Here is a 25,778-nt window from a genome sequence, read left to right on the forward strand (position 1 = left end):
GTTATAGGCGCAGTCAGAAAACAGGAGAAAGTACTAAGTGAGAATATCTATTAAGAACATGAATTTAGCGGCGACGCGGCCCTACACTTGATACTGGGTCACGGTGTTCAGAATATTCTTGGCCTGCTGCTGCAATTGCTCCGCCGCGTCCGCCGAGGCGCTGGAGGCGGACGCGTTTTCTTCCGCCATCTGCGCAATCTGCTCCACTTTCTGGGCAATGGTGTTGCTGGCGGTGCTCTGCTCATTGATGCTGCCGGAAATATCCTTGACCAGTTCCATCGCCTGGCCGCTGCTGTCCTGAATCTTCTCTATCACGCTGCTGGCTTCGCGGGCGTTGTCGGTTTCCTGATGCACCTGTTCCACCACTTTTTCCATGCTTTGCACCGCTTCCAGCGTGCTGCTTTGCATCTTGTTGATGATGGAGCCGATTTCCGTGGTGGAGCTGGCGGTGCGCTCGGCCAGCTTGCGCACCTCGTCCGCCACCACGGCGAAGCCGCGGCCGGTTTCGCCGGCCCGCGCCGCCTCGATGGCCGCGTTCAGCGCCAAGAGGTTGGTCTGGTCCGCAATGTCCTTGATCACCCCCATCACCGAGGCGATGGTGGCGCTGTCTTCCTTCAATTGCCCAATGCGATGCGAGGCGTCGCTGATCGCGCCCGCCACCTCGGAAATGCCCAGCACGGTGGCGGAGATCACCTGGCCGCCCTCGGTGGCCATGCTGCCCGCCTGCTGCGCCTGGGTGCGCGCCTCCACCGCGTTGTCCGCCACATGGTTGATGCTCACCGTCATCTGCTCCACCGCCGCCGCCATCGCCCCGGCGGATTCGCTCTGCACTTCCGAGCTGCGCGCAATCTGATTGGTATTGGCCGCCAGGCCGGAGGTGGCTTTGTCGATTTCCGAGATATTGTCGCGTATGCCGCGGAAGCTATGCTGCAGATCGTCCAGCAAATGGTTGAAGGCGGCGGCGGTGCGGCCGATCTCGTCCTTGCGCAAGACCTTGGCGCGCAGGCGGAAATCCTTGCTGGCGCTGACCTGATCCAGGGTTTCGCCAATCTGGTTCAGGCTGCTGCGTATGCTGCGGAACAGCGCGAAGCCCAGCGCCCCGCTCAGAATCAGGGCGCCCACAATCACCACCAGAGAGGACACGAAAGCCTCCTGATACGCCGTGGCGTTCTCACCCGCCAACTTCTTGGCCAGGCCGTAGTTGAATTCAATGTGCTCCTTGATGTCCTTGACCACGGTCTTGGCCGTGGCCAACAGCGGACCGCCCACCAGCTCCCGCCGCGTGGTTTCCGGCGGCTGCTCGCGGGAGATCTTGAACACGGAGTCTCGCTGCTGGCGGTAGATCCGGATGTCCGCGCGGTCTTTTTCTATCATCCGCCTGTCCTCGTCGTCGGAGACCAGATCTTTCTGGTAATAATCCAGCGCCGTGTCCATCTGCTTGTCCAGCTGCGCGATATTGGCTTCGATATCGGCCTTGACCTTGGGATCTTCGCTGATGCCGTGGCGGTAGGTCAGCACCCGCATATCGGTTTGCGCCTGCAAGGCCTGATCCAGGGTGTGGATGCTGGGAAAGGTGTTGGCCTGCAGATAGTCGAAGCGCTCATTGGCCCGGTGCAGCTGGAGCAGCCCGAAGCTGCCCACAATGAACAAGCCGAGCAAGGCGACCGCCAGGGTCAGCAGCAGACGTTGGGATATGCTCATGGTAGCCCCCTAGGTGATGACTTATGAAACTCGATTCTTTATAGGCGTGTCTGCTTGGAATTTTCAAATCATTTGGCATGGAAAATCAGGCTTTTACGACAGGCGGCGGCACCGTAGAATGTTCTCGCAATCACAACAGTCATAAAACGCCAACAACAAAGGAGAATCACCATGACGCCATTCCGTCCCCGCCCAAGACTGCTGCTGAGCGCGCTGGCGCTGGCCCTGAGCCTGGGCTTCAACGCCCCGGCCCTGGCGCTGAGCCCGCCGGCGCCGCCGCAGGTCAAATACGATTACGACTACGATGTTTTCCATCCGGTCTACGCCCGCAACGGCATGGTGGCCACCGAACAGGGCCTGGCCACCCAGGTGGGCCTGGACATTCTGCGCCAGGGCGGCAACGCGGTGGACGCCGCGGTGGCGGTGGGCTTTGCGCTGGCGGTGACGCTGCCCAACGCCGGCAACCTGGGCGGCGGCGGCTTCATGGTGCTGCACGACGCCAAGAGCGGCCGCAATATCGCGCTGGATTTCCGCGAGATCGCGCCGGCCAAGGCCAGCCGCGACATGTATCTGGACGCGCAGGGCAAGGTCGTGGACGGCCGCTCGCTTTACACCCATCTGGCGGTGGGCGTGCCCGGCACCGTGGCCGGCCTGGCCCACGCTCAGCAGCGCTGGGGCAGCCTGCCGCTGGCCAAGGTGATTGCGCCGGCGGTGAAGCTGGCGGAGCAAGGTTTCCCGGTGTCTCAGACGCTGGCGGAAATGCTGGAAGTGGAAAAAGACAATCTGGGCCGCTGGGACAGCAGCCGGGCGGTGTTCTTCCGCGACGGCCGCCCGCTGCGCGCCGGCGAGAAGCTGGTGCAGCGCGATCTGGGCAAATCGCTGCGCCTAATCGCGCGACAAGGACCCAAAGCCTTCTATCAGGGCGACATCGCCGACAAGATCGTGGCGGAAATGGCGCGCCACGGCGGCCTGATCAATAAGGCCGATCTGGCCGGCTACAAGGTGGAGGAACGCGCGCCGGTCAGCGGCACGTATCGCGGCTACCAGGTGGTGTCCATGCCGCCGCCCAGCTCCGGCGGCATCCACATCGTCCAGATCCTGAACCTGCTGGAACGCTATCCGCTGGCCGACTACGGCCCCAACAGCGCGCAGACCATCCACTATCTGGCCGAGGCGATGAAGCTGGCCTACGCCGACCGCTCGGAATACCTGGGCGACCCGGCCTTCGTCAAAGTGCCGCAGGCCGGCCTGACCTCCAAGCGCTACGCCGACCAGCTGGCCACGACGATAGACCCGGTCAAGGCCCGCCCCGCCGCCGAGATCAAGCCCGGCAAGCCGCAGCCCTATGAGAGCGACCAGACCACCCATTACTCCATCGTGGACAAGCAAGGCAACGCGGTGGCGGTGACTTACACCCTGAACCTGAATTTCGGCAGCGGCATCATCGCCGGCGGCACCGGCATTCTGCTCAACAACGAGATGGACGACTTTTCCGTCAAGCCCGGCGTGCCCAACGCCTTCGGCCTGATCGGCGGCGACGCCAACGCGGTGGCGGCCGGCAAGCGGCCGCTGTCCTCGATGTCGCCGACGCTGGTGCTGAAAAACGGCAAGCCCTGGCTGGTCACCGGCAGCCCGGGCGGCGCGCGCATCATCACCACCACTTTGCAGACCATCGTCAACGCCGTCGATTTCGGCATGAACCCGGCGGAAGCCGCGTCCACGCCGCGGGTGCACCATCAATGGCTGCCGGACGAATTGCGGGTGGAAAAGGGCCTGAGCCCGGATACGCTGCGCCTGCTGCGCGAACAAGGCTACAAGATCGCGCTCAAGCCCAGCATGGGCCGGACCCAGACCATACAGCTGCGCGACGGCGGCTTGTACGGCTATTCCGACCCGCGCAACCCTGACGGCGCCACGATGGGCTATTAAGACGCGCCGGCCGGGCGCCGTTCAAGGACGCGCCCGGCCGGCCGATAAAGCGAGAAACCCGCGTCAAAACTCAACCATAATGTAATAAGGAAACTGTTCAAAGTCTGCCGCGCTGCGGCGATACGGCGTTAAGACCGGCTTTCGCCTGAGCGCCGCCGGCCCCGCGCCGTCACTGGGGAGAAGCCCGCACATGCTGAAATTGTCGAGCAGCGCCGCGCTGGTCTTGTCGCTGTCGCTCCCCGTCAACGCGGCCACCCTGCACTTCGTCACCCAGGATTTTCCGCCCTTCATCGAGGTGACCGACAAACCCCAGCCCCAAGGCCTGATGGTGGATACGCTGGTGGCCGTCTGCCAGCGGCTGAACTGGAACTGCGAAATCCAGGCCATGGTCTGGCGCCGCGCCCTGCTGCTGGCCGATGAAGGCAAGGTGGACGGCATCTTCCCGGTGCAGGACACCCCCGAGCGCAGGATGTCGCTGGCCTTGAGCGCCCCGGTGTACAACAGCAGTTACGGCCTGTTCGCCACCGCCAGCTCCACCTTCCGCTACCAGCGCCCCCAGGACCTGCTCAACCACCGCATCGCAGTCTACGGCCCGTCCATCTCTCAAAACGCCCTGGACAAGCTGATCGCCGGCTTGCCCAATATGAACATCTCCGTGGAAAACAATCAGGAAACGGTGTTAAAAAAATTGGCCGCGATGCGTTACGGCGCAGACGCGGTGGTTTTCGCCAACGAAGACGTCACTCGCTACATCATCCGGCGCGAAGCGCTGAGCGGCCTGCGCCCGCTGGCCACCATACAGCCGCTGACCTATCTATACGGATTCCCTTTGAAATCAGTGAAACCCGGCATGGTGGCGGACTTCAACCAGGCCTTGAACGCGCTGTGCCACGACGGCACGCTGCCGCGCCTGGCGCGCCGCTACAACGTCAGGATGGCCGCGTGCAAATAGCATTTGAAAGTTTTTGCTATCAATTAAATTGAACAACTATTAGCGTTGTGTTATATTTGTTCAAAATATCAAACAGCCACCATAAGCGCCTCGCCTTTGTTAGGCGCTTATCTTGCGCTTCAATGCGATAAACAACCCTTCTGTCCCAAACGGTTTCACGGGGCAGCCTAAGCGACCGACTGTCTTTGCTGACGGCGTCATCCGCGCTTTTAGCGGAGCGTTGTTGCGCCTCTAGCGCATGTGGCTTCCGGATTTCCAATCACAGGAGCGTAGCATGCAAACTCAATCGTCTTCCCCAGCCTGGCTGGGCTGGGCTTTTCTCATGGTGGCCATCGCCACCGAAATCCTGGGCACGTCCTTCATGGCCTACGCCGCCCGCACCGAGAGCTACTGGGGCTACGGCGTGATGGCGGCGGCGCTGGCGCTGTCCTATTACTTCCTGTCCCTCGCCATCCGCACCATTTCCGTGGGCGTCGCCTACGCCGCCTGGGAAGCCCTGGGTCTCGCCGGCCTGGCGCTGATCGGCGTCTATTTGTTCGGCGAAACGCTGCTGACGCAGGAAATCATCGGACTGGCCTTGTCCGTGGTGGGCATCGCCTGCGTGGTGGCCGGCGAAGCCGATGAACACACCCAGGAGCAAACCGCATGAAAACCGTATTTTATGTATTCGTGGTGTCCTCGGCCCTGATCGAGGTGGCCGCCAACCTGATGCTGGAAAAATCCAACGGCTTCCGCAACAAGGCCTGGGGCTTCGGCGCCATCGCCATGGTCTGGGTGGCTTTCACCCTGCTGGGCCAGGCGGTGCGCGGCATCGATCTGGCCGTGGCCTACGCGCTGTGGGGCGCGCTGGGCATCATCGGCACCGCCATCGGCGCGCGCATTTTCTTTGGCCAGCGGCTCAAGCCGCTGGGCTGGGTGGGCATGGCGGTGGTGATTTCCTCGGTGGTGGTGCTGACCACCGCCTGATAAGCAACGGCGGCGTTCAGTGACGCTTTTATGACGCGCCGCCCAGCCCGACCTGTCCTATCTGAGTATGGCGACCCGCGCCATAACGGTTTAGGGTACGGGCTCCATCCAAGCAATGAAAGGCTGAGACATGCAACAGTATCAAGTCTTGAGCGGCATGAGCCAAGAGTCCTTGGAAAACACCCAAGCCTTGCTCACCCTCTGCGAGCACTGCGCCAGCGATGTCGGCATCCTGGCCATCCACGGCGAAACGGATCTACCTTGCGAGCTGTGCGGCGAAGTCGATTGACGCGCCGCCTTCGACCACACACCGGGCCGGCCATGCCGGCCCCTTGTTTTTCCCCGCCGCGCGCCCTGAGGACGATATGCACATCCGAACACTGGAACTCGCGACGCTGCCGGCCTGGCAAGCCCTGCGCCGACAATTATGGCCGCATCACGACGACGCCGCGCACCGCGCGGACGGCGAGCACATCCTGGCCTCCCGCCACCTGACGTCCTTCCTGGCCCTGGACGACGACGGCCAGGCGCTCGGCTTTGCCGACGCCGCGGTCCGCCAAGACTACGTCAACGGCTGCGACGGCAGCCCGGCGGCTTTTCTGGAAGGCATCTTCGTCGCGCCCGCGCACCGGCAAGCCGGCGTCGCCCGCCAACTGGTGGCGGCGGTACGGGCCTGGGGCCTGGAGCGCGGCTGCGCCGAACTAGCGTCCGACGCGCCGCTGGACAATCTCGCCTCCCAAAGCATGCACGCCCGGCTGGGCTTCGAGGAGACGGAAAGAGTGGTGTTCTATCGGATGCCGCTGCGCTGAATCCCGCTCGCGCCCAATAAAAATACCCCGCTCGCGCGGGGTATTTTCTTGGGGGTATCTCCGGGGGCATCCATCGAGACGCCCCGGATTTCTCAAGCAAAGCTCAGGCCGTCAAACCATGGCTTGGCTTACACCTTCACGGTGTCGGCCAGTTCCTGGTAATCGGCGATCTCGTTGAAGTTCATGTAGCGGTACACTTCGCCGGCCTTCTGATTGAGCACGCCGATGTCGGTCATGTATTCCTCCTTGGTCGGGATGCGGCCCAGACGGGAGCAGATCGCGGCCAGTTCGGCGGAACCCAGGTAGACGTTGGAGTTCTTGCCCAGACGGTTGGGGAAGTTGCGGGTGGAGGTGGACATCACGGTGGCGCCCTCCTTCACCTGCGCCTGGTTGCCCATGCACAGCGAGCAGCCCGGCATTTCCATCCGCGCGCCGGCGGTGCCGAAGGTGCCGTAATGGCCTTCCGCGGTCAGCTGTTCGGCATCCATCTTGGTCGGCGGCGCCACCCACAGTTTCACCGGGATGTCGCGCTTGCCTTCCAGCAGCTTGGAAGCGGCGCGGAAGTGGCCGATATTGGTCATGCAAGAACCGATGAACACTTCGTCGATCTTGGCGCCGGCCACGTCGGACAGGGTTTTCACGTCGTCCGGGTCGTTCGGGCAGGCCACGATGGGCTCGTGGATGTCGGCCAGATCGATCTCGATCACCGCCGCGTATTCCGCGTCGGCGTCGCCCTTCAGCAGCTGCGGATTGGCGATCCAGGCCTCCATCGCCTTGATGCGGCGCTCCAGCGTGCGCGCGTCCTGATAGCCGTTGGCGATCATGGTCTTCATCAGGGTGATGTTGGAGGTCATGTATTCGATGATCGGCGCTTTGTCCAGATGCACGGTGCAACCGGCGGCGGAACGCTCGGCGGAGGCGTCGGACAGCTCAAACGCTTGCTCCACCTTCAGATCCGGCAAGCCTTCGATTTCCAGGATGCGGCCGGAGAAGGCGTTTTTCTTGCCGGCCTTGGCCACGGTCAGCAGGCCTTGCTTGATCGCGTACAGCGGAATGGCGTTGACCAGATCGCGCAGGGTCACGCCCGGCTGCATCTTGCCCTTGAAGCGCACCAGCACCGATTCAGGCATGTCCAGCGGCATCACGCCGGTAGCGGCGGCGAAGGCCACCAGGCCGGAGCCGGCCGGGAAGGAGATGCCGATCGGGAAACGGGTGTGGCTGTCGCCGCCGGTGCCCACGGTGTCCGGCAGCAGCAAGCGGTTCAGCCAGCTGTGGATCACGCCGTCGCCCGGGCGCAGCGACACGCCGCCGCGGGTGGAGATGAAGGCCGGCAGTTCCTTGTGCATCTTCACGTCCACCGGCTTGGGATAAGCGGCGGTGTGGCAGAAGGACTGCATCACCAGATCGGCGGAGAAGCCCAGGCAAGCCAGGTCTTTCAGTTCGTCGCGGGTCATCGGGCCGGTGGTGTCCTGGGAGCCGACGGTGGTCATCTTCGGTTCGCAGTAGGTGCCCGGGCGCACGCCCTGGCCTTCCGGCAGGCCACAGGCGCGGCCGACCATTTTTTGCGCCAGGCTGAAGCCCTTGCCGGAATCCACCGGGGATTTGGGCAGGCGGAACTCCGTGGACGCCGGCAGGCCCAGCGCTTCGCGCGCCTTGCCGGTCAAACCGCGGCCGATGATCAGGTTGATGCGGCCGCCGGCGCGCACTTCGTCCAGGATCACTTCGGACTTGAGCGCGAAGTCGGCGATCTTCTGGCCGGCCTTCTCGATCTTGCCTTCATACGGGTAGATGTCGATCACATCGCCCATGTCCATCTTGGACACGTCCACTTCGATCGGCAGCGCGCCGGAGTCTTCCTGGGTGTTGAAGAAGATGGGGGCGATCTTGCCGCCCAGGCACACGCCGCCGAAGCGCTTGTTGGGCACGTAAGGAATGTCTTCGCCGGTGCCCCAGATCACGCTGTTGGTGGCGGATTTGCGGCTGGAGCCGGTGCCGACGACATCGCCGACGTAGGCGACCAGATGGCCTTTTTGCTTCAGGTCTTCGATGAACTGCATCGGGCCGCGCTTGCCGTCTTCTTCCGGGGTGATGCCGGGACGGGCGTTTTTCAGCATGGCGAGGTAATGCAGCGGGATGTCCGGGCGGCTCCAGGCGTCCGGCGCCGGGGACAGGTCGTCGGTATTGGTTTCGCCGGTGACCTTGAACACGGTGACGGTGATTTTATCGGCCACCGCCGGACGGCTGGTGAACCATTCCGCGTTGGCCCAGGATTCCACCACCTGCTTGGCGTGGGCGTTGCCCTTGTCCATTTTCTCCTTCACGTCGTGGAAGGCGTCGAACATCAGCAGGGTTTTCTTCAGGCCGTCGGCGGCGATCTGCGCCACGGCGGCGTCGTCCAGCAGGTCGATCAGCGGCTTGATGTTGTAGCCGCCCAGCATGGTGCCCAGCAGCTGAGTGGCCAGCTCGCGGGAGATCAGCGGGGATTGGGCGTCGCCCTCGGCCACGGCGGCCAGGAAGGAAGCCTTGACCTTGGCGGCGTCGTCCACGCCCGGCGGCACGCGATGGGTGATCAGTTCGACCAGGGTGCTTTCCTCGCCCTTGGGCGGGTTTTTCAGCAGTTCCACCAGCGCTTCCACCTGCTTGGCGGACAGCGGCAGCGGCGGGATGCCCAGCGCGGCGCGCTCGGCCACGTGTTGACGGTAAGCTTCCAGCATGACTTTTGACCTTTATGGCTTGGGTTGTTGGCAGCGTCCCCGGCAAGGCCGGGACTCCGACGCTGCGGGACAATGAGGTAAGGCTATGGCTGCGGCCATCAAGACCGCGCCGCAACGCCGGGCGGCGGCCTTGATTTCATGCCTGAAGATTACGCTGTTAGCCGTCCGCTTTCAAACGAGTTATCGCAACATAGATTGTGAGTTAAAATCACAGCATGAGCACTTACCCCCCTCTCAACACCCTGCGTATTTTTGAGGCAGCGGCCCGGCTGGAGAGCTTTTCCGCCGCCGCCGGCGAACTCTTCGTCACCCACGGGGCTGTGAGCAAGCAGATCAAGCAGCTGGAGGATTGGCTGGGCGTGCCGCTGTTCGAGCGCAGCGGCGGCAGAGTCAAGCTGACCGACCCCGGCTGGCGCTATCTGGTGCAGGTGCAGGACGGCCTGGATCTGATCGCCAACGCCACCTCTCAGCTGCTGCAGGCGGACCGCCGCCGCCGGATCAGCATCAATTCCACGCCCACCTTCGCCATGCACTGGCTGCTGCCGCGGCTGAGCCGTTTTCGCGAGCAGTTTCCGGAGCTGGAGCTGCATCTGGCCACCTCGGACCGCGACATCAGCCGGCTGGACAGTCCGTTCGACATCGCCATCCGCCGCGGCCCCGGCGATTGGCCCGGCCACATCGCCAAGCCTTTTCTGAAGGAATGGGAGCTGCCGCTGTGCGGTCCGGCGCTGCTGGCCGCCGCGCCCATCGCCAGCCCGGCGGATCTGGCGCGGCATACCCTGCTCTACGCGGACACCCGCCCCACCGCCTGGCAGCGCTGGCTGACTCTGGCCGGGGTGCCGGAGCTGAAGCCGGCCAGCGCCATGCATTTCGACAGCTTCTCGCTGGCCTTGCAGGCTGCGATGGACGGCCTGGGCGTGGTGCTGGGGCCGATGCCGATGGCGCAGGCGCAGATAGACGCCGGCGTGCTGCTGTCGCCGTTGCCGGCGCCGGTGGCCACGGTGCGCGACTACTGCTGGGTGGCCCCGCGCGCGGCGGCGGAGGACGCCGCCGTCGCGGCCTTCTGCCGCTGGCTGGAGGGCGAGGCCGTCCGCCCGGACGCGGCCGCCTGAGTCAACGCGCGGAACCGGGGGGCAGGCCAATCAGCTTGAGCTCCATCGGCGCCGCGTCGCGCGGCAGCCATTTGCTGTAGATGCGCTTGAAGCTGCCGTCTTTCTTGACGGCGGCGAAGGCGGTCTGCCAGCGCTTCACTTCCGCCGCCGAGGTGCCGCGCGAAAACGCCAGGTAGAGTTCCAGCGTTTCCAGCACCCGCACCACTTCCACCGCGTCCGGCGGCTGATGGATGTCTTTCAGCACCGAGGCCACGACAAAGCCGCCTTCCGACCACATATCGTAGCGGCCGACCAGCAGCTTCTGCGCGGTGATCTGCGGAGTGGGCGCCAGATCCACCTCGATGAAGCCAGCCGCGATCGCCGCGTCGGCGAAGATGCTGCCGCGGTAAGCGCCCACCGGCCGGTGATAAATGCCGTTGCCCAGCGCCAGCAGGCCGGCCGCCTCGCCCTTGCGCGCCAGCAGCACGGTCTGCGAGATGGCGATGGGGCCCAGCAGCGTCATCTGTTTTTCCCGGGTGTCGTTGCGCCCCACGGTGAACAGCATCACGCCCGGCGTGGTCAGCAGCTCCTTATAGCCGCGCGCCCAGGGCACCACGTCGATGGCGCTGTTGTCGTGCATGCGCGACTGGATCTCGCGCACCACTTCCACCGCCATGCCGTCCGGCACGCCGTTGTGCTGGAATGTGATGGGCGGCCAGTCTTCGGTGTAGATGGTGATGGCCCGCGCCTGCCAGGCCGCCAGCAGCAATAGCAGCGTCAATAAACCCTTAGCCATGGTCTTTCCCCGTACCGCGTGAACCCGATTTTATTCATAGCCGTTTCACGCGCCGCCTGCCTGCGATTTCCGCCCGCCCCCGCGCGCCCGGGGGGGCATGACGACCGCAACTCGCTTATCCGTTATAATGTGGCGGTCAAGCCGGCCCGTGCCGGCATATCGAGCATTTGTTTCGCGCACCCACCCAAAGCTAAGGATTGCCATGAGCCGCATCACCCTCTCCCGCTTTTTGATCGAACAGCAACGCAAGGCCGGCACGCTGCCGCCTGAGTTGCGCCTGCTGATCGAAACCGTAGGCCGCGCCTGCAAGGCCATCAGCTATTCGGTGAACAAGGGGGCGCTGGCCGACGTGCTGGGCGAAGCCGGCACCGGCAATATCCAGGGCGAGGCGCAGAAGAAGCTGGACGTGATCGCCAACGATTACCTGCTGGACGCCAATGAATGGGGCGGCAGCCTGGCGGCGATGGCCTCCGAGGAAATGGAACTGCCTTACCACATCCCCGGCGAATACCCGAAGGGCGAGTACCTGTTGATGTTCGATCCGCTGGACGGCTCATCCAATATCGACGTCAACATCTCGGTGGGCACCATTTTCTCCATCCTGCGCTGCCCGCAGGGAATTGACCACGCCACCGAGGGCGCCTTCTTGCAGCCGGGCACCGAGCAAGTGGCCGCCGGCTACACCGTGTACGGCCCGCAAACCCTGCTGGTGCTGACCTTCGGCAGCGGCGTCCACGGCTTCACGCTGGACCGCGAACAAGGCTCTTTCGTGCTGACCCACCCGGACATGAAAGTGCCGGAAAGCACCGGCGAGTTCGCCATCAATATGTCCAATATGCGCCACTGGGACGAGCCGGTGAAACGCTATGTCGACGAACTGCTGGCCGGCAGCACCGGTCCGCGCGGCCGCGATTTCAATATGCGCTGGGTGGCGTCCATGGTGGCCGAGGTGCATCGCATCCTGACCCGCGGCGGCATCTTCATGTATCCGCGCGACGCGCGCACCCCGGACCAGGCCGGCAAGCTGCGGCTGATGTATGAAGGCAATCCGATGGCCTTCGTGGTGGAACAGGCCGGCGGCGCCGCCACCAACGGCCATCAGCGCATCATGGACATCCAGCCGCAGAAGCTGCACGAGCGGGTGGCGGTTTTCCTCGGCTCCAAGGAAGAAGTGGAACGCGTCACCGCCTACCACGCCGAGCAGCAGTAAGCGGCTCCGCCCAACAAAAAACCCTGCCGAAACCGGCAGGGTTTTTTTAATGTCGGCCGCCTGCGTCAACGCAGGCGTTCGCGCACTTCCATCAGGGCGAAGCCCAGCAGATTGCTGCCGTCCCACATGTCCGGCAGACTGGCCTGCGGGTCGTCCTCGGCCCAGCCTATGCCCCAGATGCAGTCCACCGGGCTGGCCTCCACCAGGATGGCGTCGCCGGTGCCGCGCAGGAAATCGCCCAGCGCCGGGTTTTGCTCGAACTTGGCCAGATTGCCCCGCATCACCACCTCGCAGCAACGCTGCTGCCACAAGGCGGAATCAAAGCCGCGCACCTGGCGGCCCAAGGCCTTGGCGTCCGCCGGCGTGGCCGCGGCCAGTATCCTGCCCCGGGTTTCCGCGTCTTCGAACAAGCGGGCTTTCTCCGCCATCATATAATGCTCGGCGCTGGCGTAGCTCACGCCGTCCAGCTCGAAGCCCACCGGAAACCACTGACTCAGGCAGCTCTTGCAGACGCCGTCCTCGTGTTTGGGCCTGTGTCCCCAGAAAAACAGAAAATCCAGCGTTTCGCCGGCCGCAGCCCGCTTGCGCAACTCGCTTACTGTCCGGATCGCCATGGTCCGCGTCCTCCACTTCCTGCGCGGCCATATGCCGCAAAAAATGCCAAGAGCCCCTCTTTGTCCGCTGTCGCCGCGGCGCTGAACATCTTCATGGCCATCACTATAAGGAGCCGGAACCGGGTTCGACAAGCGCGGCGCGAAGCCGGGCCGCGCGTGCGTCCGCCGATTTCGATGCAAACAGACGAAAACAATGATTAATTACCGCGTCGCGATGATTTCGCCGCCGCCGCCCGCATCGCGAGCGCAGTGGATACGCAACACCGCCCTACCAACATAGGTCCGTCCACCCCGCTTGCCCATAGGTAAAACTACTCAGCGCGGACGCAACCGTCCGCATTGCCACAGGATGGCGTAGCGGAGTATGTTTCCCCACATAAGCCTGTAAGCCGCTGTTGGAAAAGACATTAAAAACCCTGGGGAGACCGGCATGGCTATCGTGATCACGCTGGACGTCATGCTGGCGCAACGCAAGATCAAATCCAAGGATCTGGCGCGGGCCATCGGCATCACGCCGCACAATCTGTCGCTGTTGAAGCTGGGCAAGGTCAAGAGCCTGCGCCTGGACACGCTGGACGCGCTGTGCCGGCAGCTGGGCTGCCAGCCAGGAGATTTGTTGAGCCACTCGCCGGAAGCGGACCCGGCCGACGGAGAGCCATCGGTCTGACTCTCCGCCCTTCCCGCCTCAGCCCGCCGGCTGACGCGCGCCGCGCGTCGAGGTGCGGCCCGAGTTCAGATAGCCGGCGATGTAGTCTTGCGACACTTCGCCGTTGTAGCGGCCGTCGTCGTCCAGCACCGGCATCCAGGTCAGATTGTGCTCGTACAGGCGGGACAGCACCACGCGCAGGTTTTCGCCCGCCGCCGCGGTCACGCTCACCGGCTTGATCTTGTCCGCGCACACGCCGTCCGCGCCGCGCGCGTCGCGGCGCCGGACAAAGCCCAAGGGCTGTCCGTCCGCGTCCACCACGGTCAGGTGCATCAGGTCGTTGTCGTCCATCAGGCCGTAAGCGGCCGCCAGCGGCGTATCCAGCCGCGCGGTCAGCGTTTCCTGCTGATCCGCCACCTCGCCGGCCTGCACCAGCAGCAAACGCTTGAGCGTGCGGTCCTGGCCGACGAAGCTGGCGACGAAATCGTCCGCCGGACGCGCCAGGATCTCGTCGGAGCCGGCGCACTGCACCATGCGGCCCTGACGGAACACGGCGATGCGGTCGCCCAGCTTGATCGCTTCGTCGATGTCGTGGCTGACCAGCATCACGGTCTTGCCCAGTTGGCGCTGCATTTGCAGGAACTCGTTCTGGATCTGTTCGCGGTTGATCGGGTCCACCGCGCCGAAGGGCTCGTCCATCAGCAAGACCGGCGCGTCGGCCGCCAGCGCGCGGATCACGCCGATGCGCTGCTGCTGGCCGCCGGACATCTCGCGCGGATAACGTTGCAAGAAGCGGTTGGGGTCCAGAGCCACCATGCTCATCAGTTCGCGCGCCCGCTCGCGGCAGCGCTTCTTGTCCCAGCCCAGCATCCGCGGCACCACGGTGATGTTGTCCTCAATGGTCATATTGGGGAACAGGCCGATCTGCTGGATCACGTAGCCGATCTGGCGGCGCAGCGTCACGCTGTCTATGCCGGCGGTGTCCTCGCCGTTGATCAGCACCTTGCCCGAGGTGGGCTCGATCAGGCGGTTGATCATTTTCATGGTGGTGGTCTTGCCGCAGCCGGACGGGCCCAGCAGCACGCAGATTTCGCCTTCCGGCACATGCAGATTGACCTTGTCCACCGCCTGGAAGACCTGGCCGTTTTTCTGGGTAAATTGCTTGCAGAGATTTTGCAGTTCAATCATCAACGAATTCCTTTCGGGGTCAGCGCGCGCTGAGCGCGCAGCAACAACCAATCCATCGCGACGGCGAGCACGCTCACCGCCACCGCGCCGGCAATCAGCTTGCGAATGTCGCTCTGGCTGATGCCGTGCAATATCAAAGTGCCCAGGCCGCCGGCGCCGACGATGGCGGCAATCGCCATCACGCCGATGTTCAGCACCACCGCGGTGCGGATGCCGCCGAAGATCAGCGGCGTGGCCAGCGGCAGTTCCACCCAGCGCAGGCGCTGCCAGAAGGTCAGGCCCAGGCCGCGGCCGGCTTCTCTCACGCCGGGCTCCAGATGGGTCAGCGCGGTGTGGGTGTTGCGCACGATGGGCAGCAGGGAGTACAGGAAGGCGGCGGTAATGGCCGGCACCGCGCCTATGCCCTGCCCGATCATGGAAAACAGCGGCACCATCAGGCCGAACAAGGCGATGGCCGGAATGGTCAGCACCACGGTGGCCAGGCCCAGCACCAGGCCGGCCAGCGCCTGAAAGCGGACGATCAGCACACCCAGGGGCACGCCCAGCACCACCGCCAAACCGACGGCGATGCCCACCAGCCTCAGATGTTGTTCCGCCAAGGCGGCGATTTGCGGCAGGTCTTGCCAGATGAACTGGCAGGTTTGCAATAGGGTTTCCATGCGGCCTCCTTTAGATCAGGCCGCGCTGGCGCAGGAATTCGCTGGCGACTTCCTTCACCGGACGGTGTTCGATGTCCACTTTGGCGTTGAGCTCGGACATGGTGTCGTTGTCCAACAGCGCGGCCAGCTTGTTCAGTTCCTCGGCCAGACCGGGGTTGCGTTCCAGCGTGTCGCGGCGCACCACCGGCGTGGCGGCGTAAGCCGGGAAATAGCCCATATCGTCCTGCAGCACCACCAGGTCGAAGCCTTTGACGCGGCCGTCGGTGGTGTAGACCAGGCCGGCGTCGACGAAGCCGTCGCGGATGGCGTTGTAAACCAGGCCCGGGTCCATCTGGCGGATCTGCGGCCGGCTCAATTCCATGCCGTACAGCTGCTGCATAGGCTTGAGGCCGTCCGGACGCCCGGCGAACTCCATGTCGAAGCCCAGCTGCCAGCGTTTGGACGAACCGTTGTTTTCATTGACCCGCCGCGCCAGATCGGACAGCGTGCGCACGCCCTCGGCTTCGGCGCGCACGCGCTTCATCGCCAGCGCATACGTGTTGTTGAGCGGAGCCGGGTTCAGCCAGATCAGCCCCAGGGGCTCGTCCAGCTTCTTGACCGTGGCGTAAGCCTCCTCGTTGCTCATTTTTTTCTGGATGCCGTGATGGATGATCAGGCCGGTGCCGGTGTAATCCCACACCAGATCCAGCTGGCGGTTTTCCAGCGCGTTGCGCAGGATCACCGTCGCCAGGTCCGGCTTTTGCGTGACCTGGTAGCCCTTGCTGCCCAGGTACTGCGTGGTGATGTCGGACAGCAGATGCTGTTCGGTGAAATTCTTGCTGCCCAGCACCAGGCCGGCGGCGAAGGCCGGCGCGGCGGTCAGCAAGGCCGCCAGCGTCAGCGCGCGGCGCGCCAGCCGACGCCAGGGCGAAAAGGAAAGTGCTTTTGTCATAGAGGTCCTCCGTGCGAGCGCCCGCCGGAACGGGCGACAAGGGGGTTCGAATCAGGCCAGGCTGCGGGCGGCGGCCAGGCGGCCCAGGCCGGCCAGCGTCAGGTCCAGCGTCAGCGCGATCAGCGCGGTGCCGCCGGCGCCCAGCAGCAGCGCGGTGTGGTTGTTCAGGTAGATGCCGGGGAAGATCAGTTCGCCGTAGCTGCTGGCGCCGATTAGGAAGGCCAGCGGCGCGGTGCCCACGTTCAGCGCCAGCGCCACCCGCACGCCGGTCAGAATCACCGGCAAGGCGTTGGGCAGCTCCACCCGCCACAGCCGTTGACGCGGGGTCATGCCCAGCGCGTCGGCGGCCTCCAGCAAGGCCGGCTGCAGGCCGGCCAGGCCGGCGTAGGTATTGCGCACGATGGGCAGCAAGGACGCCAGGAACAGCGCCACGATGGCCGGCGCGTCGCCGATGCCGACCAAGGCCATCGCCAGCGCCAGCACCGCCATGGGCGGCAGGGTGTTGCCGATATTGAAAATCTGCATCCAGTGCTCGGCGCTGCCCCGCAGCCGCTGACGGCTGAGCAGCACGCCGCTGGGCAGGCCCACGGCGAGAGCCAGCGCCATGGAGACGCCCACCAGATAGAGATGCTGCCGGCCCAGGTAGATCAGATCTTCCCGGTACTCGGTCCATACGGCTGGGCTTACACCGTAAATCAATCCCGCCGCCGCTACGGCGACCAGGATCAGCCCGATCATGCTGCGCTTGCTAAACGCTCTTTTGTGCATCTGCGTCCTCCTTGGCGAAAGCAATGGCCGGCAAGGCCACGGCGATCCGCTGTAATGATCGCGACAACTAGAGAGCTGCCAGTAAATAGACGTCCGGCGCGGGCCGGACATGAGGTGCGTTTAAGGCGAGGCTCGACGGCGCGAAACCGTCGATTTTGAGTGGCGCGGTGTGCGCCTGATGAAAAACCTAATAAGTTATAACACTGTTTGTATCGAACATGCAAATTTTCTAATGTACTTCGCCGCACTTGACAGACAAGGACAAGGCCTTGAAAACGCTTTATTTCTTTCCGTTCACGTCAAACCAAATGGATAAGCCGGCCGCGCTCCGCCGCTCCGCCCTATAAGGAACGCGCGCGGCGCCGTCCCAACGGCCACTTGCCGCCTTCCCGCCCCCGGCCCACAATGCTCTGTTTCGCCCATTGCAACAATCACGGCAAAAAACATGGATCGATTGCACTTGATGACCGTATTCATCGCGGTGGCGGAAGCGGAAAGCTTTGCCGGCGCGGCGCGCAAGCTGGGCATGTCGCCGCCGGCGGTGACGCGCGCGGTGGCGGCGCTGGAGACGCGGCTGCAAGCCCGTCTGCTCAACCGCAGCACCCGCCATGTGCGCGCCACCGAGGCCGGCCAGCGTTATCTGGAGGACGCGCGCCGGGTGATCGCCTCCGCGGACGAGGCGGACGAAGCCGCCTCCGGCGGCAAGGCGCCGCCGCGCGGTTTGCTGACCGTCACCGCGCCGGCCTTGTTCGGCTTGCGCTACGTGATGCCGGGCATCAACGACTACCTGCGCCGCCATCCCGAGGTGACGGTGGACGCCTTGCTGCTGGACCGGGTGGTCAATCTGCTGGAAGAAGGCGTGGACGTGGCCATCCGCATCGGCGAACTGCCGGACTCCAATCTGCGCGCCCTGCGCGTCGGCCAGGTGCGGCGGGTGGTCTGCGCGTCGCCGGCCTATCTCGCCGAGCGCGGCGTTCCGCTCACCCCGGCGGATTTGCAGCGCCACGCGCTGATCGCCTCGCGCGGCGTGGGTTCCTGCCACGAATGGCGCTTCAGCGACGGCGGCAAGCCGCTGAGCGTCCGCCTCAAACCCCGGCTCACCGTCAGCAACAACGAGGCGGCCATCGCCGCCGCCGCGGCCGGACTCGGCGTCACCCGTCTGCTGTCTTATCAAGTGGCGCCGCAATTGGCCGCCGGCCAATTGCTGCCACTGCTGGCCGAATACGACGACGCCAGCCAGCCCATCCACATCCTGCATCAGGAAGGCCGGCTGGCCTCGGCCAAGACCCGCGCCTTCATCGAACTGATGGCGGAGCGGCTGCGCGGCCATCCCGAGCTGCGCTAACGCCATCGACATCGCCATCCCCCACAAGGAGATTCATCATGTTGACCCCGCTTCAAGACAAAAACGTTCTCATCACCGGCGGCACCGCCGGCATCGGCCTGGGCCTGGCCCGGGCCTTCGCCCGCTCCGGCGCGCGCGTCACCATCAGCGGCCGCAGCCGGGACAGGCTGGACGCCGCGCTGGCCCGCCTGCGCGCCGACGGCCTGAACGCCGTCGGCCGCGTCGCCGACGTGGCCCGTCCCGAGGACGTGGCCCGCCTGCTGGCGGACACCGCCGCGCCCAACGGCCTGGACGTGCTGTGCTGCAACGCCGGCATCTTCCCGTCCGCGCCGCTGGAGAGCATGAGCGCGGAGGAATGGGATCAGGTGCAGCACACCAATGTGCGCGGCAACTTCCTTTGCGTGCAGGCGGCGCTGCCCTATCTGCGCCAGGCCGAGTACGGCCGCGTGATCCTGACCTCCTCCATCACCGGCCCGGTCACCGGCTACGCCGGCTGGAGCCATTACGGCGCCAGCAAGGCCGCGCAACTGGGCTTCATGCGCAGCGCGGCGCTGGAGCTGGCGCGCGACGACATCACCATCAACGCGGTGATGCCGGGCAATGTGCTGACCGAGGGGCTGCGCGAGCTGGGCGAGGACTATCTGGACAAGATGGCGGCGGCGGTGCCGCTGCGGCGGCTGGGCAGCGTGGACGATATCGCCAACGCCGCGCTGTTCTTCGCCAGCAAGGAGGCGGGCTTCATCACCGGCCAGACCCTGATCGTGGACGGCGGCCAGGTCTTGCCTGAGTCTCTGGACGCGCTGACCGGCTAGCCCTGGTAGACATCCGGCCGGTGCAGCTCCATATAACGCTCAGGGTGTTCCAGCGCGGCGAAGCCGAAGGGCCGGTAGACCGCGTGGGCGTTGGAGGTCACCAGCACGATGCGACGCAGCCGGGCCAAGGCCGGCTCGGCCGCGACGCCGCGCATCAGCTGCCGCGCATAGCCGCGGCCGCGGTGCTCCGGCGTCACGAACACGTCGCACAGATAGCCGAAGGTGGCCAGATCGGTCACCACGCGGGCGAAGCCCACTTGCCGCCCGTCCAGATAGGCGCCGAAGCACAGCGAGCCGGCGATGGCCTGCTCCACCGTGGCGCGCGAAATGCCCTTGGCCCAGGGCGCGTGATCGTGCAAGAAGGCGTGGATCAGCGCCAGGTCCAGCCGGTGCTTGTCGGTGGAAATCTCCAGTTCTGCCTCCTTCATCGCGGCGCGGTCCTCTTGTTCAGTTGGACGGCCAGCCAGCCGCGCGCGGCGTCCAGTTTGCCGGCGTAAGTGTTCAAGGCCAGCGCGGCGACGATCAAGGCCGACGCGACGATGCTGAGCGCGTCGTAATGTTCATGCAGGATCCAATAGCCGCCCAGCAGGCCGAAAACCGGGCTGAGCAACGAAAACGGCGCCACCAGCGTGGCCGGATACAGGCTGAGCAGCTTGCCCCAGCTGCCCAGCGCGAACAGGGTGCCGACCAGGGCCAGGAACAACAGCGCCAGCGTGGCGGTCCAGCCGAAGCCGGCCACGGCGCTCCAGGCCGCCGCCGGTCCGCCCTCCAGCGCGAAGGACAGCAGCAGCAGGGGCAGCGGCGGCACCAGGCTCATCCACACGGTGAAGGCGAACATGTCCACCTTGCCGGCGCGCTTGAGCTCCACATTGCCCCAGGCGAAGCCGGCCGAGCCGATCAAGGCCAGCGCCAGCGGCAGCAAGGGCAAGGCGTCCTGGTAGCGGGCGTAGCCCAGCAGCAATACGCCCAGCAACGCCAGCGCCATCACCGCCTTTTGCAGCCGGGAGCGCGTTTCGCCCAGCAGCAGACTGGCCAGCAGCAAGGTGATGAACACCTGCAACTGGGCCAGCACCGACACGATGCCGGCCGGCATGCCCAGCTTGATGGCGGAAAACAGGCCGGCGAACTGGATCACGCCCAGGCACAGCCCGGCGCGCAGATACCAGCGCCAGGGCAAGGACGGCCGCGTGAACCACCAGGCCCCTACCGCGAACACCACCACGAAGCGCAGCGCCGCCAGCAAAAGCGGCGGACACTCGGTCAGCCCTATCTTCACCACGATGAAGCTCAGGCCCCAGATGGCCGCCACCAGCACCGCCAGCAATACGTGTCGTATCTTCATGATGTCGTCGCCTCTTGTTCCAGCGCGGCGATGGCGCGCCGGCAGGCTTCCAGGAAAAAGTCCAACTCGGCTTCCGCCACGTTCAAGGGCGGCAGCAAGCGCAGCGCGGCGGCGTCGTGCGCCGCCGGCACCGTCAGCACGCCTTCTTGCAGCAATTGCAGCCACAGCAGGCCGGCGGCGCCCTCGCCCAGCCGGTCTTGCGCCGCCGGGCCGGCGCGCAGCGCCAGCATCAGGCCCTGGCCCTCCAACTCGAAGCCCTCCAGCCCGGCCTCCCGCCAGCGCCGCCGCAAGGCCCGGCCGCTCTCCCGCGCCCGCGCCGGCGCGTCCAGCTGGCGCAACAGCTCCAGCATGCGCAGGCCGCAGCTCAAGGCCAGCCGGTTGCCGCCGAAGGTGGAGCCGTGGATTTTGGCGCAGCCGGGCCGGGCGAACACCGCCTGGTAGATGTCTTGGCGGAACAGCAGCGCCGACACCGGCAGCACGCCGCCGCTCAGGCCCTTGGCGACAATCAGCAGGTCCGGCGCCGGCGCGCCCAGCGCCTGATAGGCGAACCAGGCGCCGCAGCGGCCCAGGCCGGACAGCGCCTCGTCGTAGATCAGCCGCGCGCCGTGGCGGCGGCACAAGGCGGCCAGCTCGGCCAGCTCCTCGCCGCGCCAGGCGCGCGCGCCGGCGCTGCCCTGCACCGGCTCCAGCAGCACCGCGGCCACGTCGCCGCGCGCCAGCTCGGCCGCAGCCGCGGCCAGATCGCCCCAGGGCAAGACCGCGCAGTCCTCGCGCCGCGGCAGGCCCTGCCGCCAGAAATCGCCGCCGGCCAGCTCGGTGGCTTCCAGGGTCAGCCCGTGAAAGCCGCCGTCGAAACTCAAGGCGCGCCGCCGGCCGCCGGCCATCCGCGCCAGCTTCAGCGCGCCCTCCACCGCCTCCGCGCCGGTGCTGGCGAACAGGGCCTTGCCGTCGGCGAAGCCGGCCAGCGTCAGCAGCGCCGCGGCCAGATCGCCGGCCAGGCCGGAAAAGCCCAGCGGATGCAGATTGGGCGCCGGATCGAACAGGTCTTCCGCCAGGCCGGCCAGCAGCGCCCGCGGGCGATGTCCCAGCGCCGCCGCGCCGTAGCCGGCGACGAAGTCCAGCCAGCGCCGGCCGTCCTCCAGCCGCAGCCAAGCGCCCTCCGCCTCCAGCGGCCGGGCGTCCAGCCCGCACTGCCTCAACGTTTCCAGCCAGGCCGGATTGACGCTGGCGGCGTAGGCGGCTTGCGTCGCCGCGCGTTCAGCCGGCGACGGCATAGCCGTCCAGCGAGCAGACGGCCAGCTGCGCCTGCGGACCGTAGAAGTCCGCCACCTGGTCCATCGCCCGCAGATTGAGCTCCAGCAGATACGCCAGATTGGCCTCTGCGCGTTGCTGCGTCCGCGGCGACAAGGCGCTGATTTCGCGGAAGAACAGCCGGGACAAGGCGGCGTGGTTGAGCTCCAGATTCAAATCGTCGTGGCGCTTGGCCACGCGCTGGTAATCGGCGCGGAACTCCACCAGCGACTCCAGCCGCTCGTGCACCGGATTGTCCACGCCCAACATGCCCTCGGTGACCATGATGGAGCTCAGATAGCCGATGGGGTCGTAACGGCCCAGCACGGTGAAGGCGTCGACATAGGCCTGGAACAAGGGCAGCGGCAGCGCCTGGTCCAGCCAGGCCGGCGGCACGCCCAGCGCTTCGCAGGTGGCGCGCTCGTAGACTTCGTGGCCCAGCTCCTCCTGGAAATAACGGTAGACCCGTTGCTTCAGCGGGCTGCGCAGCCGCTTGGTCATCAGCGGCGCGATGATTTCCACGAAACGCTGGGTGACGTGGTATTGCTCGATGAACAGGCCTTGCACCAGAGGGCCGAAGCCGGCGTCGGCGGCGTTCACCCTGCGCACATAGCGCGATTCGCCCAGCTCGGCCAGGCCGTCCAGCGCAAACTGCTCGGCGCGGCGCATGAAGTTGACGCCGCTGTCCACCGCCGAGGCCGGCTCGCGGCAGAGGAGCCGCCGCCGCGCCTCGGGCTTGGGCGCCAGCAGCAGCAGATCCACCAGGCACAGCGCATAGGCCTCCAGATGCGCCGGGCAGTAAAAGCCTTCGCTGGCTGGCATCTCCGCCGCGCCGGCCTCGCGGCGGCTGAGCCCGACGAAGCCGGCGCCGTCGGCGAAGCCGTTGAGCACCCGCCGCCACAGCGTCAGCGCCTGCGGCAGATTGTCGGCCAGGTACAGCTTTTGCAGATAGAAGGTTTGCAGCGCGAAATTGTCGCGCCACTCCGGCGCGCCCGCCTCGTCTATGCAAAAGGCGTCGGCCTGCGGCGCCGGCTCGTCCAGCAGGCGCAGCATGTTCAGCACCACCGGCGCGTAAGCGCCGCGCGCCGCGCCGGCGGTGGCCGCCAACAGCTTGTCCACGCAGCGGCGGCTCAGCGCCTCCCACTGCCGGCGCTGCCGCTCCAGCGCCGCCGGGTCCGCCGGCGCGTCGCGGATCAGCGACAGCGCGTCCAGCTGTTCCGCCAGCGACAGCTGCCAGGACGGCGCCGATCCGGCGTGGATGTCGAACCAGATTTCCGCGTCCGGATTGGCCATCGCCAGCACGCTGTCCAGCACCCGGCCGCCGTCCACGCCGGAAAACTGGATTTCATACTCCTTGGCGTCCGCCGCCAGCACCACGGTCTGGCCGTCGTCGGCCAGATGGGCGCTGAAGGGCACCAGGTGGGGCGCGCGATAATGAGTGACTTGCCAGGCTTCCATCGTTCTCTCCTTGGCTGCCGTCTCGAGGACTACTGCGGGGGATTACAAATAGAGCCGCGGCATCAAGGCGTCCGGCCGGCTGTAGTAATCGACGATTTCCTCGTCCTGCAGCGCCATGGTTTCTATGGTCAGCACCAGGTTTTTCTCCACCACCAGCTGCTCCTCGCGGCTGATGGCGCTGATGTCCTGCAGCAGTTCGGAGGTGATGTCGTCGTGCCCCAGCGTATCGTTGAGGTAGGCGTGGCGCAGCAGCGGCTCCCAAAAGCCCTTGTCCAGTCCGGCGCGTTCGCAACAGCGCACCAGCGCGCGGTTGAACTCGTCGCCGGGCATTTCGAACAGAAACAACACGCTCTTGAACGACAGCAGATGCTGACGCGCGAACACGCCCAAGGCCGCGCACAAGGCGAAGGTGGACGGCAGGGGCTGCAGATGGTCCAGGCCCTCCACTTCCATGTCCACGCTGGCCAGGCTCTCGGCCAGCATCTGATCGTGATCCAACTCCGACACCAGGAAGCGCTGGATGCTGCGCTGGTTCTGCCGGCTGTCCGCGTGCGACAGCGCGGAGGCGATCAGGCCCGGCGCCGCGCGCACCAGGTAGTAATACTCCAGCGCGTAGCCGATCAGCACATTGCGCGGCGCGCTGCCGTCGGACAGCATGCCGTACAGCCGGGAATGGCCGCGCTTGCGCATCGCCCTTTGCGCCAGATTGCGCAACCGGGTGTTGAACTCGCAACCGGACAGCGCGTCGTCCGGCAATTCGAAGCTGGCCTCGGTCACCAGGCCCAGGCGGTCCAACTCCTCCAGCAGGCCGGGAATCGTCCCCGCCAATTCCGGATGGGCGGCGCGCAGCGCCGACATGCTGGCCGGCGCGCGCTGCAGATCGTCCAGCAGGGCCAGCAATTGCAGCCGCCCTTCGTCGGCCACTTGCAGATCGCAGGACTGCTCGCGGTACAACAGGGCCACGCCGCCGTCCTGCGGCTGGATTTCCACCCCGGGCCGCAGCGCCGGGTAACGAAACAGATCATGGGTGCCGGGGCCGTGCATAGTGCCTCCTCAATAATGCTCGATGCGGCGCAGCAAGGTGTCGGCGTGCAGATAATGCCGCCAGACCGCGCTGTAGAAAGCGTCGTAGAGCTCGACGAACAAATGGGTTTGCGCCAGCAGGCGCCGCGCCGTTTCCTGATCCACCACCGGGATCTGCGCGAAGATCTTGCGGGTCAGGCTGCCGTGCTCGCCCTTCAGATTGATGTCCGAGTGCGCCTTCACCGGGCGCAGGAAATCCGCGTCCACGCCCAGCCGGTAGGCGGCGTCCAGGAAGGAGTCCTGACGGATGTCCTTGCCTTCCAAAATGCCCAGCGTGGTGAAGAAGAACAGCGGATCGTTGTGCGACCAATAGGCCAGCGCATTGCACAGCGCCATGGTCTGCGGCAGCGGCACGGCGTGCGCCAGGTCCTCGCGGCTGATGCCGATGCGGTTCAAGGCCTGCAGCAGCAGCTCGTCGTGGCCGTACTCCTCGGCGAAGAAGGCGTTCATCGCCAGCCGCGCCTGGGTATTGGGCACATAGGACAGCACCGGCGCGTCGAAATAGCTTTCGCGGAACAAAAAGTGATAGTTCTCTATCACCATGCCGTGGAACACCCGCTCCGGAATATCCCCCGGCTGGCTGGCGTTCTGGCAATGGGTCCAGAACGGATTGCGGTACAGCGTCTGGTAGAGCAGGCGGTTGGACAGGTCCTCCACCTCCAGCAGCACTTCCAGCCCGGTCTTGCCGCGCGCCGGCGCCAGCGGGCGGATCACGCCGTAGTTTTCCAGGCTGACCAGCAAACGACGCACCTCGTCGGCGGACTGGCGCGGCAGGAGGCGCTCCGCGTCCCGCTGGCTGCAGCCGCCGGCCAGGCGCGCCATCAGCGCGCTGACCTCCTCCGTGCTGGCAAGGCCTGCGGAAATCTCCAACTCCTCGTCGCCGGCGGTTTTGACCACCAGCGGCGATTGCGAAATCACATCGCCGTTCAGGCAAAAACGAAGATCGGACGGATGGGACACAAAGGAGTCTCCTCTTAAAGATGAGCGCGGCCGCCGGCAAGCCGGCGGCGCGGAATCCGGATCGGCCCAGGGCTTTGCGCCTGAAACGGCGGCCCCGTTCCTACCCGATTACAAGTGGACCGGCACCAGGACCGGACGCGGATTGCGGGGTTTGACCACAACCACCGCTTCTTGCGTGCTGGCTTGCATTTGGCTCTCCTTGGCTTAAGAGAAAACAAAAACGCCCTTTTGCAGGCCTCCCTATCTTATGCCTGCCGCCGCAATGCAGAAACGCCTGAAAACTGACACAAATAACTGTTTTTAAATATCATTCTTAAAAATGCGCCCAACTCGTCGAAACGAAAATCTCAAATGCGGGCGCGCTTACGCCGCAGCGCACGATTGACGCCGGGGCAACAATCTATATGCTGGCAGGGTCTTCCGTTCCCGCCTTAGTCGCTTGAATCCGGCATCAAACGGGCATCCCAAACGCATGCCGGGCCGCCAAAACGGCGGGAATCGGACAGATGAACAA

At 65.4% G+C, this 25,778-nt stretch carries 25 protein-coding genes; 11 read left to right on the forward strand and 14 right to left on the reverse strand.

All coding sequences use genetic code 11. The features are described from left to right. Positions 1-81 precede the first annotated feature (81 nt). The gene (locus tag AB1Z25_RS10725; RefSeq protein ID WP_486637230.1) at positions 82-1,701 is read right to left on the reverse strand and encodes a methyl-accepting chemotaxis protein; all 1,620 of its coding nucleotides are present in this window, start codon (positions 1,699-1,701) and stop codon (positions 82-84) included. Positions 1,702-1,872: 171 nt separating this feature from the next. Between AB1Z25_RS10725 and ggt the strand changes: the two genes are divergently transcribed. The 6 genes from ggt (at position 1,873) to aac(6') (ending at position 6,357) form a co-directional block, all read left to right on the forward strand. After that, entirely contained in the window at positions 1,873-3,630 is a 1,758-nt protein-coding gene (ggt, locus tag AB1Z25_RS10730) for a gamma-glutamyltransferase (RefSeq protein WP_486637231.1), read from the forward strand. A gap of 190 nt (positions 3,631-3,820) precedes the next feature. After that, positions 3,821-4,582 carry a substrate-binding periplasmic protein gene (locus AB1Z25_RS10735; protein WP_107799060.1) on the forward strand — a complete coding sequence of 254 codons (762 nt, stop codon included), beginning with the start codon at positions 3,821-3,823 and terminating at the stop codon, positions 4,580-4,582. A 274-nt stretch (positions 4,583-4,856) separates the two neighbouring features. After that, a complete protein-coding gene (locus tag AB1Z25_RS10740) occupies positions 4,857-5,231 on the forward strand; it encodes a DMT family transporter (RefSeq protein ID WP_486637232.1) in 375 nt (124 codons plus the stop codon). After that, complete coding sequence (locus AB1Z25_RS10745) at positions 5,228-5,548, forward strand: SMR family transporter (RefSeq protein WP_486637233.1); 321 nt, start codon at positions 5,228-5,230, stop codon at positions 5,546-5,548. Before AB1Z25_RS10740 ends, AB1Z25_RS10745 begins: the two co-directional genes overlap by 4 nt. Positions 5,549-5,678: 130 nt before the next feature. After that, positions 5,679-5,837 (forward strand): hypothetical protein, encoded by a 159-nt coding sequence (locus AB1Z25_RS10750; RefSeq protein ID WP_486637234.1) that lies wholly within the window; start codon positions 5,679-5,681, stop codon positions 5,835-5,837. A 76-nt stretch (positions 5,838-5,913) separates the two neighbouring features. Next, positions 5,914-6,357, forward strand: coding sequence for an aminoglycoside 6'-N-acetyltransferase (aac(6'), locus tag AB1Z25_RS10755; protein ID WP_486637235.1), 444 nt, complete (start codon positions 5,914-5,916; stop codon positions 6,355-6,357). A gap of 128 nt (positions 6,358-6,485) precedes the next feature. Here the strand turns inward: aac(6') and acnB are convergent, their stop codons facing one another. Continuing rightward, on the reverse strand, positions 6,486-9,071 hold the full coding sequence (acnB, locus tag AB1Z25_RS10760; protein WP_474456764.1) for a bifunctional aconitate hydratase 2/2-methylisocitrate dehydratase: 2,586 nt from the start codon (positions 9,069-9,071) through the stop codon (positions 6,486-6,488). Positions 9,072-9,286: 215 nt separating this feature from the next. Between acnB and gcvA the strand changes: the two genes are divergently transcribed. Next, on the forward strand, positions 9,287-10,183 hold the full coding sequence (gene gcvA, locus AB1Z25_RS10765; protein ID WP_107799053.1) for a transcriptional regulator GcvA: 897 nt from the start codon (positions 9,287-9,289) through the stop codon (positions 10,181-10,183). Between the two features lies 1 nt (position 10,184). Here the strand turns inward: gcvA and AB1Z25_RS10770 are convergent, their stop codons facing one another. Continuing rightward, positions 10,185-10,958, reverse strand: a complete 774-nt coding sequence (locus AB1Z25_RS10770) for a substrate-binding periplasmic protein (protein ID WP_486637236.1) — start codon at positions 10,956-10,958, stop codon at positions 10,185-10,187. A gap of 202 nt (positions 10,959-11,160) precedes the next feature. Here AB1Z25_RS10770 and AB1Z25_RS10775 point away from each other — a divergent pair, with 202 nt between their 5' ends. Next, positions 11,161-12,168, forward strand: a complete 1,008-nt coding sequence (locus AB1Z25_RS10775; protein ID WP_107799051.1) for a class 1 fructose-bisphosphatase — start codon at positions 11,161-11,163, stop codon at positions 12,166-12,168. A gap of 65 nt (positions 12,169-12,233) precedes the next feature. Here the strand turns inward: AB1Z25_RS10775 and ybiA are convergent, their stop codons facing one another. Beyond that, a complete protein-coding gene (ybiA, locus tag AB1Z25_RS10780) occupies positions 12,234-12,782 on the reverse strand; it encodes a riboflavin biosynthesis intermediates N-glycosidase (protein WP_227108498.1) in 549 nt (182 codons plus the stop codon). Positions 12,783-13,212: 430 nt separating this feature from the next. Here ybiA and AB1Z25_RS10785 point away from each other — a divergent pair, with 430 nt between their 5' ends. Then, positions 13,213-13,449, forward strand: a complete 237-nt coding sequence (locus AB1Z25_RS10785; protein ID WP_107799049.1) for a helix-turn-helix domain-containing protein — start codon at positions 13,213-13,215, stop codon at positions 13,447-13,449. An 18-nt stretch (positions 13,450-13,467) separates the two neighbouring features. Here AB1Z25_RS10785 and AB1Z25_RS10790 read toward each other — a convergent pair whose 3' ends face one another. From AB1Z25_RS10790 to AB1Z25_RS10805, 4 genes are read right to left on the reverse strand one after another with little or no spacing between them, the layout of a single operon-like run. Beyond that, positions 13,468-14,616, reverse strand: coding sequence for an osmoprotectant ABC transporter ATP-binding protein OsmV (locus AB1Z25_RS10790; RefSeq protein WP_107799048.1), 1,149 nt, complete (start codon positions 14,614-14,616; stop codon positions 13,468-13,470). Further along, positions 14,616-15,275: an ABC transporter permease gene (locus AB1Z25_RS10795; RefSeq protein ID WP_107799047.1), complete on the reverse strand. Its 660-nt coding sequence runs from the start codon at positions 15,273-15,275 to the stop codon at positions 14,616-14,618. The genes AB1Z25_RS10790 and AB1Z25_RS10795 overlap by 1 nt, the downstream gene beginning before the upstream one ends. Positions 15,276-15,285: 10 nt before the next feature. Beyond that, a complete protein-coding gene (locus AB1Z25_RS10800; RefSeq protein ID WP_227103200.1) occupies positions 15,286-16,206 on the reverse strand; it encodes a glycine betaine ABC transporter substrate-binding protein in 921 nt (306 codons plus the stop codon). Positions 16,207-16,257: 51 nt separating this feature from the next. Then, the gene (locus AB1Z25_RS10805; protein ID WP_486637237.1) at positions 16,258-16,974 is read right to left on the reverse strand and encodes an ABC transporter permease; all 717 of its coding nucleotides are present in this window, start codon (positions 16,972-16,974) and stop codon (positions 16,258-16,260) included. Positions 16,975-17,419: 445 nt separating this feature from the next. Between AB1Z25_RS10805 and AB1Z25_RS10810 the strand changes: the two genes are divergently transcribed. Further along, a complete protein-coding gene (locus tag AB1Z25_RS10810) occupies positions 17,420-18,319 on the forward strand; it encodes a LysR family transcriptional regulator (protein ID WP_253315313.1) in 900 nt (299 codons plus the stop codon). Between the two features lie 38 nt (positions 18,320-18,357). Next, positions 18,358-19,131: a 3-oxoacyl-ACP reductase FabG gene (gene fabG, locus AB1Z25_RS10815; protein WP_486637238.1), complete on the forward strand. Its 774-nt coding sequence runs from the start codon at positions 18,358-18,360 to the stop codon at positions 19,129-19,131. Here fabG and AB1Z25_RS10820 read toward each other — a convergent pair. The 6 genes from AB1Z25_RS10820 to AB1Z25_RS10845 are packed head-to-tail and all read right to left on the reverse strand — an operon-like array spanning position 19,128 to position 25,264. Further along, positions 19,128-19,559 (reverse strand): GNAT family N-acetyltransferase, encoded by a 432-nt coding sequence (locus tag AB1Z25_RS10820; RefSeq protein WP_227103203.1) that lies wholly within the window; start codon positions 19,557-19,559, stop codon positions 19,128-19,130. The genes fabG and AB1Z25_RS10820 overlap by 4 nt on opposite strands. Then, positions 19,556-20,473: an EamA family transporter gene (locus tag AB1Z25_RS10825; protein ID WP_227103205.1), complete on the reverse strand. Its 918-nt coding sequence runs from the start codon at positions 20,471-20,473 to the stop codon at positions 19,556-19,558. The genes AB1Z25_RS10820 and AB1Z25_RS10825 overlap by 4 nt, the downstream gene beginning before the upstream one ends. Next, positions 20,470-21,747: an aspartate aminotransferase family protein gene (locus AB1Z25_RS10830; RefSeq protein ID WP_486637239.1), complete on the reverse strand. Its 1,278-nt coding sequence runs from the start codon at positions 21,745-21,747 to the stop codon at positions 20,470-20,472. The genes AB1Z25_RS10825 and AB1Z25_RS10830 overlap by 4 nt, the downstream gene beginning before the upstream one ends. Continuing rightward, positions 21,731-23,221, reverse strand: coding sequence for a hypothetical protein (locus AB1Z25_RS10835; RefSeq protein ID WP_486637240.1), 1,491 nt, complete (start codon positions 23,219-23,221; stop codon positions 21,731-21,733). Before AB1Z25_RS10835 ends, AB1Z25_RS10830 begins: the two co-directional genes overlap by 17 nt. Before the next feature lie 42 nt (positions 23,222-23,263). Beyond that, the gene (locus AB1Z25_RS10840; protein WP_107799038.1) at positions 23,264-24,265 is read right to left on the reverse strand and encodes a TenA family protein; all 1,002 of its coding nucleotides are present in this window, start codon (positions 24,263-24,265) and stop codon (positions 23,264-23,266) included. A gap of 9 nt (positions 24,266-24,274) precedes the next feature. After that, complete coding sequence (locus tag AB1Z25_RS10845) at positions 24,275-25,264, reverse strand: iron-containing redox enzyme family protein (protein ID WP_199225850.1); 990 nt, start codon at positions 25,262-25,264, stop codon at positions 24,275-24,277. Positions 25,265-25,778: the final 514 nt, after the last annotated feature.

It is taken from the genome of Chromobacterium sp. HL1 (assembly GCF_057418835.1).